This is a genomic window from Undibacterium sp. Rencai35W (assembly GCF_049340185.1).
Classification (GTDB): Bacteria; Pseudomonadota; Gammaproteobacteria; order Burkholderiales; family Burkholderiaceae_D; genus Undibacterium.
In genome coordinates, this window is sequence record NZ_JBMPPC010000002.1 from 537029 (window position 1) to 550735 (window position 13707).

10 protein-coding genes and 1 other RNA gene are annotated in these 13707 nt (G+C 51.1%); 6 read left to right on the forward strand and 5 right to left on the reverse strand.

Annotated elements, in window-relative coordinates; all coding sequences use genetic code 11:
* Positions 1 to 3 precede the first annotated feature (3 nt).
* The 5 genes from ftsL to rnpB form a co-directional block, all read right to left on the reverse strand.
* Positions 4 to 279 carry a cell division protein FtsL gene (ftsL, locus tag ACO0K3_RS06380; protein WP_422955726.1) on the reverse strand — a complete coding sequence of 92 codons (276 nt, stop codon included), beginning with the start codon at positions 277 to 279 and terminating at the stop codon, positions 4 to 6.
* Positions 276 to 1235 carry a 16S rRNA (cytosine(1402)-N(4))-methyltransferase RsmH gene (gene rsmH, locus ACO0K3_RS06385; protein WP_422982951.1) on the reverse strand — a complete coding sequence of 320 codons (960 nt, stop codon included), beginning with the start codon at positions 1233 to 1235 and terminating at the stop codon, positions 276 to 278. The genes ftsL and rsmH overlap by 4 nt, the downstream gene beginning before the upstream one ends.
* Before the next feature lie 7 nt (positions 1236 to 1242).
* On the reverse strand, positions 1243 to 1671 hold the full coding sequence (gene mraZ / locus ACO0K3_RS06390) for a division/cell wall cluster transcriptional repressor MraZ (RefSeq protein ID WP_422955728.1): 429 nt from the start codon (positions 1669 to 1671) through the stop codon (positions 1243 to 1245).
* 564 nt (positions 1672 to 2235) lie between these two features.
* The gene (locus ACO0K3_RS06395) at positions 2236 to 5430 is read right to left on the reverse strand and encodes an EAL domain-containing protein (protein WP_422982953.1); all 3195 of its coding nucleotides are present in this window, start codon (positions 5428 to 5430) and stop codon (positions 2236 to 2238) included.
* Between the two features lie 235 nt (positions 5431 to 5665).
* Positions 5666 to 6013, reverse strand: an RNA gene (rnpB, locus tag ACO0K3_RS06400) — RNase P RNA component class A.
* Between the two features lie 150 nt (positions 6014 to 6163).
* Here rnpB and ACO0K3_RS06405 point away from each other — a divergent pair.
* The 6 genes from ACO0K3_RS06405 (at position 6164) to ACO0K3_RS06430 (ending at position 13699) form a co-directional block, all read left to right on the forward strand.
* Positions 6164 to 7864: a thiamine pyrophosphate-binding protein gene (locus ACO0K3_RS06405; RefSeq protein WP_422982955.1), complete on the forward strand. Its 1701-nt coding sequence runs from the start codon at positions 6164 to 6166 to the stop codon at positions 7862 to 7864.
* Positions 7865 to 7903: 39 nt separating this feature from the next.
* On the forward strand, positions 7904 to 8284 hold the full coding sequence (locus ACO0K3_RS06410; protein ID WP_422982957.1) for a MerR family transcriptional regulator: 381 nt from the start codon (positions 7904 to 7906) through the stop codon (positions 8282 to 8284).
* Between the two features lie 105 nt (positions 8285 to 8389).
* Entirely contained in the window at positions 8390 to 8830 is a 441-nt protein-coding gene (locus tag ACO0K3_RS06415; RefSeq protein ID WP_422982959.1) for a carboxymuconolactone decarboxylase family protein, read from the forward strand.
* 404 nt (positions 8831 to 9234) lie between these two features.
* Entirely contained in the window at positions 9235 to 10200 is a 966-nt protein-coding gene (locus ACO0K3_RS06420) for a hypothetical protein (protein ID WP_422982961.1), read from the forward strand.
* A 614-nt stretch (positions 10201 to 10814) separates the two neighbouring features.
* Positions 10815 to 12713: a TonB C-terminal domain-containing protein gene (locus ACO0K3_RS06425; protein ID WP_422982963.1), complete on the forward strand. Its 1899-nt coding sequence runs from the start codon at positions 10815 to 10817 to the stop codon at positions 12711 to 12713.
* A gap of 326 nt (positions 12714 to 13039) precedes the next feature.
* A complete protein-coding gene (locus ACO0K3_RS06430; protein WP_422982965.1) occupies positions 13040 to 13699 on the forward strand; it encodes a PEP-CTERM sorting domain-containing protein in 660 nt (219 codons plus the stop codon).
* Positions 13700 to 13707 lie beyond the last annotated feature (8 nt).

The following is a 13707-nucleotide window of genomic DNA, read 5'->3' on the forward strand; positions in this document are numbered from 1 at the left end:
GACTCACTTTGTCCCCACCGCGGTCAAATATTGGGTGCGATCAGGCGTCACCGGTACCATGTTCAGTTCTTTACTGGCGTTCGCCTCGATACGAGAATGCTTCCCGAATGTAGACTGATCCAGCTTGAGTTGCGTCCACTGCAATTCATATTGACGACTTTGCGTTTGTGCACGCTCTAACTCGATGAACAGCCGACGCGCCTGATATTGAGAGTTAATCAAAGACAACGCGCATAACATCAGAATCACGCCGAGTAAAAAATTCAGTCGCGTACTCACCGCACCACTCCCGGCAAACGTTCCGCTACGCGAAGTATCGCAGAACGTGCTCGCGGGTTCGCCGCGACCTCTGCATCCGATGGCTTGATCTTGGCAATCAAGCGCATCTCTGGCTGCGGTAAATCAACTGAGCGGATTGGCAAGCGACGATCCGGCTGAGTCAGCGTCACTTTCGATGCGAAGAATTGTTTGACTATTCTATCTTCCAGCGAGTGAAAGCTAATCACCGACATCCTGCCATGTGGCGCCAGACGCTCATAGGCACCAGCCAGTCCTATTTCGAGATCTTCCAGTTCCTTATTGATGAAAATCCGTATAGCCTGAAAGGTGCGAGTTGCCGGGTCTTTGCCCTTCTCGCGAGTTTTGACGGTGTTTGCGACGATCTCGGCAAGTTGTCGAGTACTTGAAATGGGCTCGATCGCCCGGCGAGCAACAATCGCCTTTGCAATCTGAAAAGCAAACCGTTCTTCCCCATAATTTTTTATAACCTCCCTGATTTTTTGTTCATCTTCGGTCGCCAGCCACTCTGCCGCCGAAATACCACGTGTGGTATCCATGCGCATATCCAGCGGACCATCGGCTCTGAAACTAAAGCCACGTGCAGCATCATCCACCTGAGGCGAAGAAATCCCCAGATCCATCAAAATACCGTTGACACTGGTAATCCCCATGTCGGCCAATGCGTCCGCCATCGTGGCAAAACTATCGTGCACGATGACAAAACGGGGGTCCTGAATTTGCTGTGCATTGGCGATGGCCTGAGTGTCTTTATCAAAAGCAATCAGACGACCAGAAGGATTGAGATGCTCTAAGATTTTGCGGCTATGACCACCACGACCGAACGTGCCATCCACCACGATACTGGCAGCGCGATCGCCACTCAGATCAAGTGCATCGACGGCCTCGTTCAACAACACCGTCTGGTGTGTTAACTCTTGCGCTGGACTATCTATCATGTGCTGCTCAGAAGGAGAAATTGCTGAGCGCATCAGGCGCACCGCTGGCGATGGCTTTCGCTTCATTTTCGGCAAGTCGTGCCGCATCCCAGATTTCGAAATGCGTACCCATACCAAGCAACATGACATCGCGCTGCATGCTGACGGCACTACGTAATTCCGGCGCTACCAAAATGCGACCCGCACCGTCCATCTCGACATCAGAAGCATTGCCAAGAAAAATACGTTTCCAGTCACGCGCCTGAATCGGCCAAGCCGCGATTTTTTCACGATGCGCTTCCCAGGTAGGACGAGGAAAAAGCAGGAGACAACCATCTGGATGACGGGTCAGGGTAATGCGTCCCTCGCATTGCAAGCTCAGGGCGTCGCGATGCCGGGAAGGCACAGTCATTCTGCCTTTTGCATCGAGATTAAGTGAGGACGCCCCTTGGAACACGCTATGCCTTTTACCCTGAACTTGAGAATTATTTTTCTATGGAAATAAAAAATATTCACCACAAAAATACACTTTTTCACACTATTGCCCACTTTAGAGGATCGATAAAGCCGGGTCAAGCGAATTCGGGAGTGAAAATGTGAAATTCTTTAATGAAGTCAAGGACTTAGCGCAGACTCCTCAAGCAATAAAAAGAAGAATATTCCAATAAATTAGGCACTTACGATACATACTGAAAGTAGCTCCTCATATATACCCATGTGTTTCATCAAAAAACACTTTGTCTGAAAATACCTTACCTCTCTTGACTGCAAAGAAGATGTAAGCCCCCACTAACGCCCGAATACCGATGCTATATGGAAATAATGATTACCCAAAAGGGCGTCTGAGAAATGCCGGAAGCAAGCAAAGGGAGAGGCGCGAGTAGCCCAAGTGCGAACGACTTGAGTTAAAGCTAGGCAGTATGTGGGCAAAATCGGCTGAGCGGAGACGGAATTACCAGAGAGACGAGAGATCAGAGATAAGTGGGGCAAGACCAAAGGCAAGTTACGCGCAAACTGGTATTTATTGCGTCTCCGTCACATATTGACGCTGTAATAGCTGTAAAAATTCGCTCTCAGGAACCGCTTTACTAAAATAAAAGCCCTGATATTCATCGCAACGGTTGGCTTGCAAAGTCTCTAATTGCAATTCGGTTTCCACGCCTTCGGCGATGACTTTCAGGCTTAAGGTATGCGCCATCGCCACAATCGCCAGCACAATCGCCGTATCGTTCGGATCACCGGGAATATCCTTAATGAAGGATCGATCAACTTTGACGCTGTCCACAGGGAAGCGCTTCAGGTAAGCCAGCGATGAATAACCGGTTCCAAAATCATCGATGGACAATGTAAAGCCTGCTTCTTTCAAGCCATCCATCAGCACAATCGCCTGGTCGCGATTGTGCATCACCATACTTTCAGTGATTTCAAATTCTATCCAGCTAGGGTGCACCCGCCAGAAATCGACCACGCTTTTTACTTCTTCCAGCAGATGTACATCATTGAACTGCGCCCCTGATAAATTGATGGCGACCCTGCCAAAGGATTTATCCGCGGCACGGAATGCCAGCACATCACGGCAAGCAATATCCAGTACCAGCATCCCGAGGCGGGCGATCAGGCCAGCCTCTTCTGCCAGCGTAATAAAATCCCCGGGGAAGAGAATGCCGCGCTCAGGATGATTCCAGCGCACCAGCGCCTCAGCACCGACGATTCTGCCCGACGCCACATTCACCTTGGGCTGGTAATACACCACGAACTCACGTCGCTCCAGCGCGCGTCTGAGCCGCGCCTCAAATGCGAGGCGCTCAACCGTATGCACATTCATTTCAGAAGCGTAAAACTGGTAGTTATCCTTGCCTTTGTTCTTGGCACGATACATCGCGATGTCCGCATTTTTAAGCAAGGTTTGCGGATCACGTCCGTCATCGGGAAAAGTCGCAATTCCGATACTGGCGCTCAATTGACATTCCTGTCCGTGCAGATCAAACGGATAAGACGCTTCGAACAAGAGCTTGTCAGCAATGTCACCGAGATCTTTCGGATCACTGAACTGATCAACCAGCAAAATAAATTCATCACCGCCAACGCGGGCGATAATGTCCGATTCACGCAAACATTGCTTGAAACGCTGTGCAATATTACGCAGTACGGTGTCACCTTCATCATGCCCGAAGGTATCGTTAATGTTTTTAAACCGATCCAGATCCAGGAAGAAGACAGCGAGGCGACTGCGATTACGCTCGGCATGCGCCAGAGACTTACTTAAATGCTGGCTATATAAAAAGCGATTGGGCAATCCGGTCAGCTCATCATAATGTGCCAGTTTGAGTATCTTATCTTCCGAGCGGCGACCTTCAATCGCAATACTCGCAATATCCGTGGTGATACCAATTAGTTTCAAATGCTGATCATTGAGTGCATCCGCAGAATGAGAAAATAAAGTGAAGCTACCCAGAAGCTGACCTTTTTTACCCATGATGGGCCAGGCACCGCAACTGGGGAATTCCATCAGCGTCTCGAGCTGATTGACAAACTGCATCGATGTTGACTCTTGCGGTCGCCCTATCCATACCGGAGAGGCATTTAAGATCGCTTCACTCCATACGCCATTGCCATAAGTGACGGGCATGCCATCCAGCTGCGACTTCAACACTTCTGGAAAATTCTTACCGACTGACATAGAAAAACTATGCTGCTCGTTGCCCAGCAACTGAATACCGCAGCACCAGTTTGGCGACAATCTTTCTGCAAATTGACAAATCGATTCCAGGATAACCAGCATGTCCTCGCTGGTCGCGATCAATTGCAATAATTGATTTTGTCCTTCGAGTAACAGCTCTACCGATTTTCTGGCACTGACATCGCGCATCACACAAAAGATCAGACTCTCATCACCGATCTCCACTCGGCTCATGGTCACTTCGCTGTAGAGCAAAACCCCTTTACGCGTCACGATCCAGTCAAAGTGCTGCACCTCACCAGCAAACGCCGCATCTACCAGAGTCTCGATAAGGCGATCTCTCTGCAAACTCGGCAAATGCCTGACCGGCTGGATCTCAGGTGAGTAACGGCCAGCCCGCTTATTCAGTAATTCAGTACGATCCTTTACGCCAAACATTTCCAGTGCCGCCGCATTGCAATCAACATAGATGTATTCGCGGTTGATCAGCAGGATCGTATCCTCAGCATCCTGAAATAACATCCGGTAACGGTTTTCACTGGCGCGCAACTCCTCGGACGAACCACGTAAGCGGCGGATTTTTCCTATCAGTAAAAAAATGAATGCCAGAATGCAGGAGATCGTCAATATGGTAAAAATCAGTTTTTGTCTGGCGCGATCCCGCCAGTTTGCCAGGATCGTATCAACGTCTTTGGCGTAGACCAGAACGATAGGAAAATCCATGGTCTTGCGGTAGGTGTAAATCAATAACGCATCACCGCCAATCAAGGGGCCATCCTGCACACTTCCCTCTACCGTATTCGAACGGATTTTATTTGCCAGTAAGGACTTGGCGACATTTTGGTCGAGATACACGGGATCATTCGGCGCACGGATATACATATTGCCCTGTTCATCATGCAGAGAAATGACCGCGCCACCATCTTTTGCCAGACGCTCATAAAACTCGCGCAGATAACCCAAACCGATATATGCCTGCAAAATACCAACGTGCTGACCATGCTGATTAAAAATATTTTTCGCTACCGGCAATACCCAGCGACTGGAATTAGGCAACTGCATCGGCTTGCCAGTGACAATTTCATGATTATCAGGATGCTCCAGCAACTCTTTGACATACGCGACGCTGCGCATATTTTGAGGTTCGGCCGGGTATTGAAATGAAGTGCCCCACAAGACACCTTTGGTATCGATAATGGAAAGGGATTGCAAAAAAGGGGAATCCTGCCGCTGATTGATCAGGATTTTCCGGACATCCGCCTCATCGTGAGGTGCCGGCTCCATATCACTTTGGATTTCTTCTGCGGCAGCGTTAATGGCGCGAGTGGCATCATGCAGGATACGACTGGCATGCTCTTCCAAAATACGCACGGTTAAATAGCTGTTCTCTTGTGCACCGCTCAGCGTTAACTGACGATCCTGAACAATCGACCACCAGGTCTGTGCCATGATCGCGACCACAATCAAACTGACAAACACCAAAAAAGCCAGCGTCGGCAAATCATGCCATTGACGATTACTTGCTTTTCTCTCCATGCGCTACCTTAGGGTCGGTTAACAATTACATCGGGAGTGCGAATGAGTCTAAACGACTAGAGACCTATTATCAGTGTAACACTGGATTTTTAACAATAGTGCGCCAAGGGCAGCGAATTGCCAAGCGGTCTGGTGGTTTTTTGTGAGCGATACCCCTACTCCAAAAACCATGCCGTTTCATGCAAATGTGCGAGCCTAATGGCAGTGCGTGGGAATATGAATGGATGTGAGATAAAAATGAAGCAGGCCGGTAGGCCGGATTCTGTTACGGCACTGCGCATTGCTGCCTCGTGCTATGACAATCATTCCTCTAGGCGACGGATTACTCCGCCGCTCAAGCTTTCTACCCGCACGCTCCGCGAGCCGCCTCAACGCGTGCCTATTTGAAATTGCTCCGGGTGGAGGTTACCGCGTTTCACCGTAACTAAATACGCTCGTCTCTGTGGCCCTATTCCTCGCCTTATACCTCGGCTTGCGCTCTGGCTTTCAACGTACGGCCGTTAGCCGTCACCCTGCTCTATGGAGTCCGGACCTTCCTCCCGCTTTGGCTCACACCAAAGCCAGCGATTGTCTGGCCTGCTTCGGGCGCTATTGTACCAGCTACAGGGATGATGCGACGCAACATCGAAATACCCTGATCCTGCACAACTACCGCTCTATTTCCTGCGCAAAGCCAGCACGACGCGAGCGCTTTCTGCTAGCGTATGGTTTTTTCCGAACTGGTCTTATTGTCATGATTAAATCGCGTTCTGGTGGTCAGCTGGTCGTCAATGCTTTAGAAGTGCATGGCGTCGATACGATTTTTGGTGTACCGGGCGAAAGCTATTTACCGGTGCTGGATGCGCTGCATGACAGTCCCATCCGTTTCATCATCAACCGTCAAGAAGGTGGCGCAGCATTCATGGCAGACGCCTACGGCAAAATGACAGGCAAACCCGGCATCTGCTTTGTGACGCGCGGCCCCGGCGCTACCAATGCCTCCATCGGCGTACACACGGCGTATCAGGATTCAACACCGATGATTTTATTTATCGGCCAGGTTGGCAATGACTTTGTTGAGCGGGAAGCTTTTCAGGAAATCGACTATCGCCGCATGTTCGGGCCGATGGCGAAATGGGTAGCGCAAATTGACCGCGCCGATCGTATTCCCGAATACATCGCACGGGCTTTTCAGGTCGCAACCAGCGGGCGCCCCGGCCCCGTCGTTCTGGCATTACCAGAGGACTGCCTGTCCGCAATTGCCGACGTCGCTGACACCCGCCATTACACTCCGATACAAGCCTCAGCCTCCGGTAGTCAGCTTGCACAATTTCGCCGTCTGCTAGCCGACGCGCAACGGCCGCTCGTGCTGCTCGGCGGCAGCGGCTGGAACAAGCAAGCCTGCGAGCATATCGCCAGCTTCGCTGTCAGCAATCAGTTGCCAGTTGCCTGCGCTTTCCGCTTTCAGGATCTGATGGACAATGCCCATCCACACTACATCGGCGATGTCGGTATCGGCATCAATCCCAAGCTCGCAAAACGCGTGCAGGAAGCAGATCTGATCATCGCCATCGGTCCGCGCCTAGGCGAAATGACCACCAGCGGTTACACCATCTTAGAAGCGCCGATCCCGCGCCAGACACTCATCCACATCCACAGCGACGCGCTGGAACTCGGCCGCGTGTACCAGGCAGATCTGATGATCAACAGCGGCATGCAAGAGATCGCCGAGTGTCTGGCCGAGATGGCAACACTCGATGCCAGCGCCTGGCAACATACAGTTGCAGAAGCACGCGCAGAACTGCTGGCATGGCAACAAGAACCGGCGATTTTTAAGAACGAGCAAGCACCGCTGAACCTCTGGCAAGTCGTGCAAGACATCATGCAGTCAGCCCCTGCCGACACCATCATCACCAACGGCGCAGGTAACTACGCTACCTGGGCGCATCGCTATTTCCGCTATGGTGGCTGGCGCACACAACTTGCACCGACTTCCGGCGCCATGGGTTACAGCGTCCCCTCCGGTATTGCCGCCAAAATCATTGATCCTGCGCGTACCGTGATTACTTTTGCCGGTGACGGCGAATATCTAATGAACGGCCAGGAGCTGGCCACTGCTGTGCAATATCAGGCCGGTGTGATCATCATCGTGTTTAACAACGGCATGTTCGGCACCATCCGCATGCATCAAGAAAAAACCTTCCCGGCACGCGTCTCCGGTACCGACTTGCACAACCCCGATTTTGCTGCACTGGCACGCGCTTACGGCGCCAGCGGCGAAGTCGTCAACACCACGGCAGAATTCGCTCCCGCCCTGCAACGCGCACTCACTCATACCCGCACTCATCAGCTACCGGCACTGATTGAATTGCGCTATGACGGCAACCTGATTACTCCCGGCATGAGTCTGGCTCAAATGCGCCAGACCGCACTAGATACACAATCGGCGCAATAGATCAATGACCGCGATCACCATCACTATCTGGACTTACCAATGAATGTTCAGGAGTTCGCCAGTCGCACCGGCATCAGTCCGCACACTGTTCGCTATTACGAAAAAATCGGCTTACTCCCCGATGTGCGGAGAACGGCAAGCGGGCATCGCGACTTTAGCGATAGCGACATTCTCTGGATGGCATTCATCACACGATTAAAAAATACCGGTATGCCGCTAGCCGACATCCTCGCGTATGCGACGCTGAGATCACAAGGCGCAACAACACTGTCAGCCCGACAGCAAATGCTGGACGTTCATGCACAGCGACTGGCTTCACAAATCCAGATACAGCAAGAGCACTACGCCCAGCTACAAGAAAAAATTCGCTGGTACCATAATGAAATCGCCGCGATCACCAAAATCTCGAAGAAAAAATAACGCAATACCGAATACGATATGTAGCACAAACCCTATTGACTGAGAGTCCGCTCTCAGGTCTACGCTGCTGTTTTCCCTCAACATCCTTCACATCAGGAGAACAGCATGACCGACAGCACCTCCATCTCAGACACCAGCCACGGCGCCATCGCATCAAGTGACACCGATACCGATTCCCGCCGGTATCAGCGCGGATTAAGCAAACTCGCAGAAATCGATGGCGACGCCGGTCAAAAAGTCATCGATGCACTCAGCGATATCGCCCCCGATCTGGCCCGCTACACCATTGAGTTTCCGTTCGGCGATATCTATTCGCGACCCAGTCTGGACCTCAAAAGCCGGGAGATCGCCACCGTCGCCGCATTGACAGCGATGGGTCATTGCCAGCCTCAACTAAAAGTCCACATTCATGGCGCGCTCAACGTCGGCTGCAGCAAAGAAGAAATTATCGAGATCATCACCCAGATGGCGGTCTACGCAGGATTTCCCGCGGCATTGAATGGCATGTTTACAGCAAAAGAAGTCTTTGCCGAGCGAGCGATATAAAACATCTCTGGGTTACATAGCTTCTCAGATTGATCCGCAGTACTGGCGGGCCTTACCACGCGTTTTAGGCGTGGGAGGCGCATCAACATTGCGTGTAACGTATAGGAAGTTTCTAAAAACCTCCAAAATAAAATTCATGCCGACGGGACCGACGCAAAAAACCAAGACCTCTCAACACAGAGGCACGGAGACATAGAGAAAAGACAGGACTAAGTCACTTCATGACATATCGATTCAGGGCTTGTTAGAAGTTCCAATTGAGAACTACGAACAAGCTCTCACCGTCCAGCACATAGTGCCGGCAACCAAGACTTAGCAAGCAAATAAAAATCATTGATAATTGTAAATTTATCAATATAATAGAAGTCAACGGCGCCTTCTGATCGCGCCTCAAAGGACATTCCATGCGAACCAGATTGTGCTTGCTTCTGTGCCTGCTGAGCGCGCTCAACGGCTGCGCATCCGATACACCGCCAACGACTCACACGGCGGGCGAATCAACACCAGCAGCAGTAAATACTTCACCGCCTCCGCCGTCGCATCCACCTCCCCCACCACCGTCTCCAGCGTATCCAGCGCAAGCTGCGCCGCATCGTGACACCGCTAAGCCACCCACGGCGATGCCAGAGTTAGAAGCAATCACCGTTACAGGTGTGCGCGCTACCGTTAGCCAGCAACACAAAAAAGCACACAAAGCGACACTGGCCACAGTTGGTGCAGAGTCAGGCAAATCCGCAGGCACCGGGCGCAGTGACAATCTCAGCCCGGCTTCCGGCCCAGCCACTGGCTTAAACTCAGCCAACGCTGACGCACTTTATCTGGCGCGTGTCAGAGCCGATACCAGAATCCCGATGAAAAGCTCAGGCGAGATGCAGGTATGGGTAGGACTGGCGAGCAATGTGCCCGCCAAAGAAGCGGGCCAGGCAGAAACACAAAAAACCTTCAGCGTCGATCCACAAAAAAGATCTGCAAAGATCGTTCCGATTGCGCCCGATTTTGAATGGAAAGCGATAGGTAAAGACTGCACCGAACTCACGCCCTCCGGTTCTGAAATCCCGTTTTCATTAACCCCAAAAAAACTAGGCAAGTTTAAAGTCAGCGCCACGGTCGAGCTGTATAAATCCGAGGACTGCAGCGGCACACCAAAGTCCGTGATCGCTCAGGATACGGAGATCACCGTGAGTGTCGACATCAAGAACAATGTGCAAAATGGTTTCTGGGATCTCGTCAGGCAAACCTGGGATGAAATCAACAAACTGTATCTGGGCATACTCGCCGCGATCAGTGCCGCAGTACTGGTCGTCGCAAAAGAAAAAATCAAATCCCTGCTTGGCCTGAAAAACATGGACGATCAGGGGAAAACTAAGTAAGCATATACCTGGTGGAAATGCCGGATTTCTGCGTGCTGGCGGATGCAGGAAAATAAGATGAGAGCCATATACTCCCCTACTTACTTCAATAAAAATGCCTCATACCGCATTATTTACTTAGGCAGTGAAAATATACTCCCTATGAGTAATTGATATTTAAGACTGTATTCAGATTAAATATTGATGCTGATCACATCAATTTATAAAAAAATGGCGCGTCATTTTAATGTGTATTTTTCCAAAATGGTGCGACGCCTCTTCGCGCTACCTTAAGTGAAATCAGCGATGTCCATTATCAGGATAAGAACACGGGATTCTGCTTTAAAAAACACACCGGAATTGCATGAAAACACAATAAGCTATCGATCCAATATGCAATCACAAATGACGTATTTTTTTCATTTACCACGCCACTACCTGTAAAATACATGTAATCGAAATTGCAACATATTTTACGCAACAATAGTGCTGCTTCACCGGCGGTGACATCGACATAAGTTAGCGACGCATGAATCAATTATGAGCTGGCAGAAACGCGAGGAATCTCGTCGGCATCTGCGCAAAGGGTTTGACATTTGAGAACTGATCTTTTCTTTCAGAATGAACCCTCGCGCTTGAGCGCTGCGCTGCTGCTCTCCTTACTGGCTCACGCGCTGCTATTGAGCATCACTTTGGGTGGTCAGGCGTTCGGGCTTCCCGGACTTAACTTTCCCTGGAAAGAAAGGCGGCTGGGAGCCAATGATTTACTCGTCCTGCTTCTGCCAGCGCAACCTACGACCTCAACATCAGCACCGGAACCAGCAGAACTATCCAAGGTGACGCTCAGCGCAGTAGGCACGCCCGCTGTGTCGGATAAGCTCACATCAACGACGACGTCAGATCCCGCAGTGAAACACAGCGAGATCGCTCCTGTATTGATACCTCCGCCAACACCTGCGACAACACCGACAGTCGTCCCCGCTCCGCCTGCGGAGCCGGTCATGACATCGCAGAAACGATACGACCCGCAACCAACGGTAGTAGCGATGACTTCTGTGGCGCAAAACACGCCTGCCCAAGTTAATAAGACTTCTTTAACCAATAATGCGGACAGCACACCGCCAAAACCGGTTAAACAAGATACCCAAGAACAAACGCCTGAACAGATCGCACCTGAGCGCGAGAAGCAGAACACCGAACAATTGAAACAAGCAGAACTGATAGCGACCGCTCAGCGGGAAAATAAGCAGCAAGAGCAGGTACAACAAGACGCTGCACGCGCTGAAAAAATCGCGAAAAATGAAGCTGCTCAACTGGAACTCGAACGCCAGAAGGTAGCTCGTCAGGAGCTTGCCCAGCAAGAGAGTTTGCATCAAGAAAATTTGCGACGAGAGACACTGCAAAAAGAGCAAGCAAGGCAAACCGAACAGATTCAGCCGGAGGCCGTTCGACAAGAGCTGGCCCGGGCTGATGCCTCAAGAGCAGAAGCAAGTCGCAAAGAAACGGCACGACAAGAACAAATCCGACAAGCCCAGCTCGACGCATCGCGGCAAGAGCAATTACTACAAGATGCTGCACGCGCTGAACAAACTGCTAAAAACGAAGCGGCGCGCAAAGAGGCTGAGCGTCTTGAAACCCAACGCCAGGAGCTTGCGCAGCAAGAAAAACTACGGCGAGACGCAGCACAAAAAGAGCAGGCAAGGCAAACCGAACAGGCCAAACAAGAAACGGCTCGACAAGAACTTGCCAAAGCTGAAGCGTCCAGACTGGAAGCTGCTCGCAGAGAAGCTGCACGACAAGAACAGATCAGGCAAACCCAGCTCGACACAGCGCGGCAAGAGCAGCTACGACAAGACGCCGCGCGCGCAGAGCAAGCAGCCAGAAGCGAAGCCGCACGTAAAGAGACGGAGCGGATGGCTGCCGAACGTCAGGAACTTGCCCGTCAAGAGAGTCTGCGACAAGAAAATTTGCATCAAGAAAATTTGCGCCGAGAGACACTACAAAAAGAGCAGGCAAAACAAGAGAGAGACAAGCTAGAACAAGTACAGCGGGAACGGGCAGAATATGAGGCGACGCGTGAAGAGCGGCTGCGCGCCATCGGGAAGCAACTCAGCGAGGAGGCCGCTCAGCGCGATGCCGCTTTGAAAAACCCGTCACGCACGCTGCTGCCCTCGGTGAGCAATCTTCGCCGTGGCTGGCTACTCGGACGCGCCGATGCAAACGCCGATCTCGTACTCTACGCAGAAGCGATGAGCCGGAAGATTGAGAGAAACATGGCATTTGATATGGTTCGCGAAGTGGTCAAACAACCCCATGTCCAGCCTTTAGTGACAGTGGCGATCCGCGCAGACGGCTCTGTAGAGAAAGTGACTTTTGTCGTCTCCAGCGGTGTCGCCGCTATCGACGACGCGATACGAAAAGTCGTGGCCAGCCAGGCACCCTATCCCGCGTTCACGCCCGCTCTGGCGCGCCAGTACGACGTAATCGAAATTCGCCGCACCTGGATATTCGACGTCACCATTCGCCTGCAGTGATGGTGACGTCCTGGGACCATCTTCATCCCTGGATCGCATCTCACCCCGATGAATGCATGCACTCTGATTGACGATCTGGCAGCGTGAGATTCTTCGCTGCAGCGTTTTTCTATCTCGTTGCCAGCTGTCAGAAAATATTACATCGCTCCCGGAGAAGCACAATATTTTCTATTTTTAATAATTTAAAAAAACAACTATAAGCCTTATTAATCAGCATCTTGAGTGGTCATCATGCACATGGGTACGGTTCGTGCTATTGCACTGACTTGTCCCTCACCAGACACTCGCAGATTCATTCCGGGGGATCAATTTCATCAGGAGCTTACATGAAGAACCCGACTCAACTGATTAAACATTGCGGCATTGCAATGGCAGCGACTTTCTTATTCTGTACATCGGCATACGCCAATATCATCGCAATCACGGGCAACATACAATGGATTCTGCCGCCGGCAAGTGTGGTCACAAATTCCGGGCTGGAAAACAATAAAACCGCATTCCTGTTTAAAGAGCAAATGAGCTATTTGCTCGGCGGCAATGCACTGGTCAATATCTCCACGCCAGGTTTTTATAACAGTAACGGCAGTCTGAGTGGAGGCGCAGTTCCTGCAGGCACCACCATCGATAGCTATTATTATCATGCTGACCCGGTCGGTAACGCGTCGACCAACAACCAAAGCTATTCTGGCACCATTACATTTGATACCGACGTGCTGGGAATTGATGTACTGGATGGCGGACTCAGTGCCACTAACTTCCTGGGATTTTTTGGCACCTTGTATTCCAACAGCGGACAAGGGTTTGAACTCGGCGGACCAGACACTATCACGCTGTCTGCCGACCGCAGAACAATTACTGTGTTTAATTTGGCCAATTCAGCTGCTGACGATTTCCGCGTTATCACGGCAGTACCTGAGCCTGCATCGATCGCTTTGTTATTTTTAGGCCTGACAGGACTTGCGCTGAGTATGCGCAAAAAATCCTAGATCTGGCT

What these genes read in the sequence shown, in the direction of transcription:
- ACO0K3_RS06405 (WP_422982955.1), top strand. Translation starts at nt 6,164, where the DNA reads ATGATTAAATCGCGTTCTGGTGGTCAGCTGGTCGTCAATGCTTTAGAA.
- ACO0K3_RS06430 (WP_422982965.1), top strand. Translation starts at nt 13,040, where the DNA reads ATGAAGAACCCGACTCAACTGATTAAACATTGCGGCATTGCAATGGCA.
- rsmH (WP_422982951.1), bottom strand. Translation starts at nt 1,235, where the DNA reads ATGATAGATAGTCCAGCGCAAGAGTTAACACACCAGACGGTGTTGTTG.
- ACO0K3_RS06420 (WP_422982961.1), top strand. Translation starts at nt 9,235, where the DNA reads ATGCGAACCAGATTGTGCTTGCTTCTGTGCCTGCTGAGCGCGCTCAAC.
- ACO0K3_RS06415 (WP_422982959.1), top strand. Translation starts at nt 8,390, where the DNA reads ATGACCGACAGCACCTCCATCTCAGACACCAGCCACGGCGCCATCGCA.
- ACO0K3_RS06410 (WP_422982957.1), top strand. Translation starts at nt 7,904, where the DNA reads ATGAATGTTCAGGAGTTCGCCAGTCGCACCGGCATCAGTCCGCACACT.
- ACO0K3_RS06395 (WP_422982953.1), bottom strand. Translation starts at nt 5,430, where the DNA reads ATGGAGAGAAAAGCAAGTAATCGTCAATGGCATGATTTGCCGACGCTG.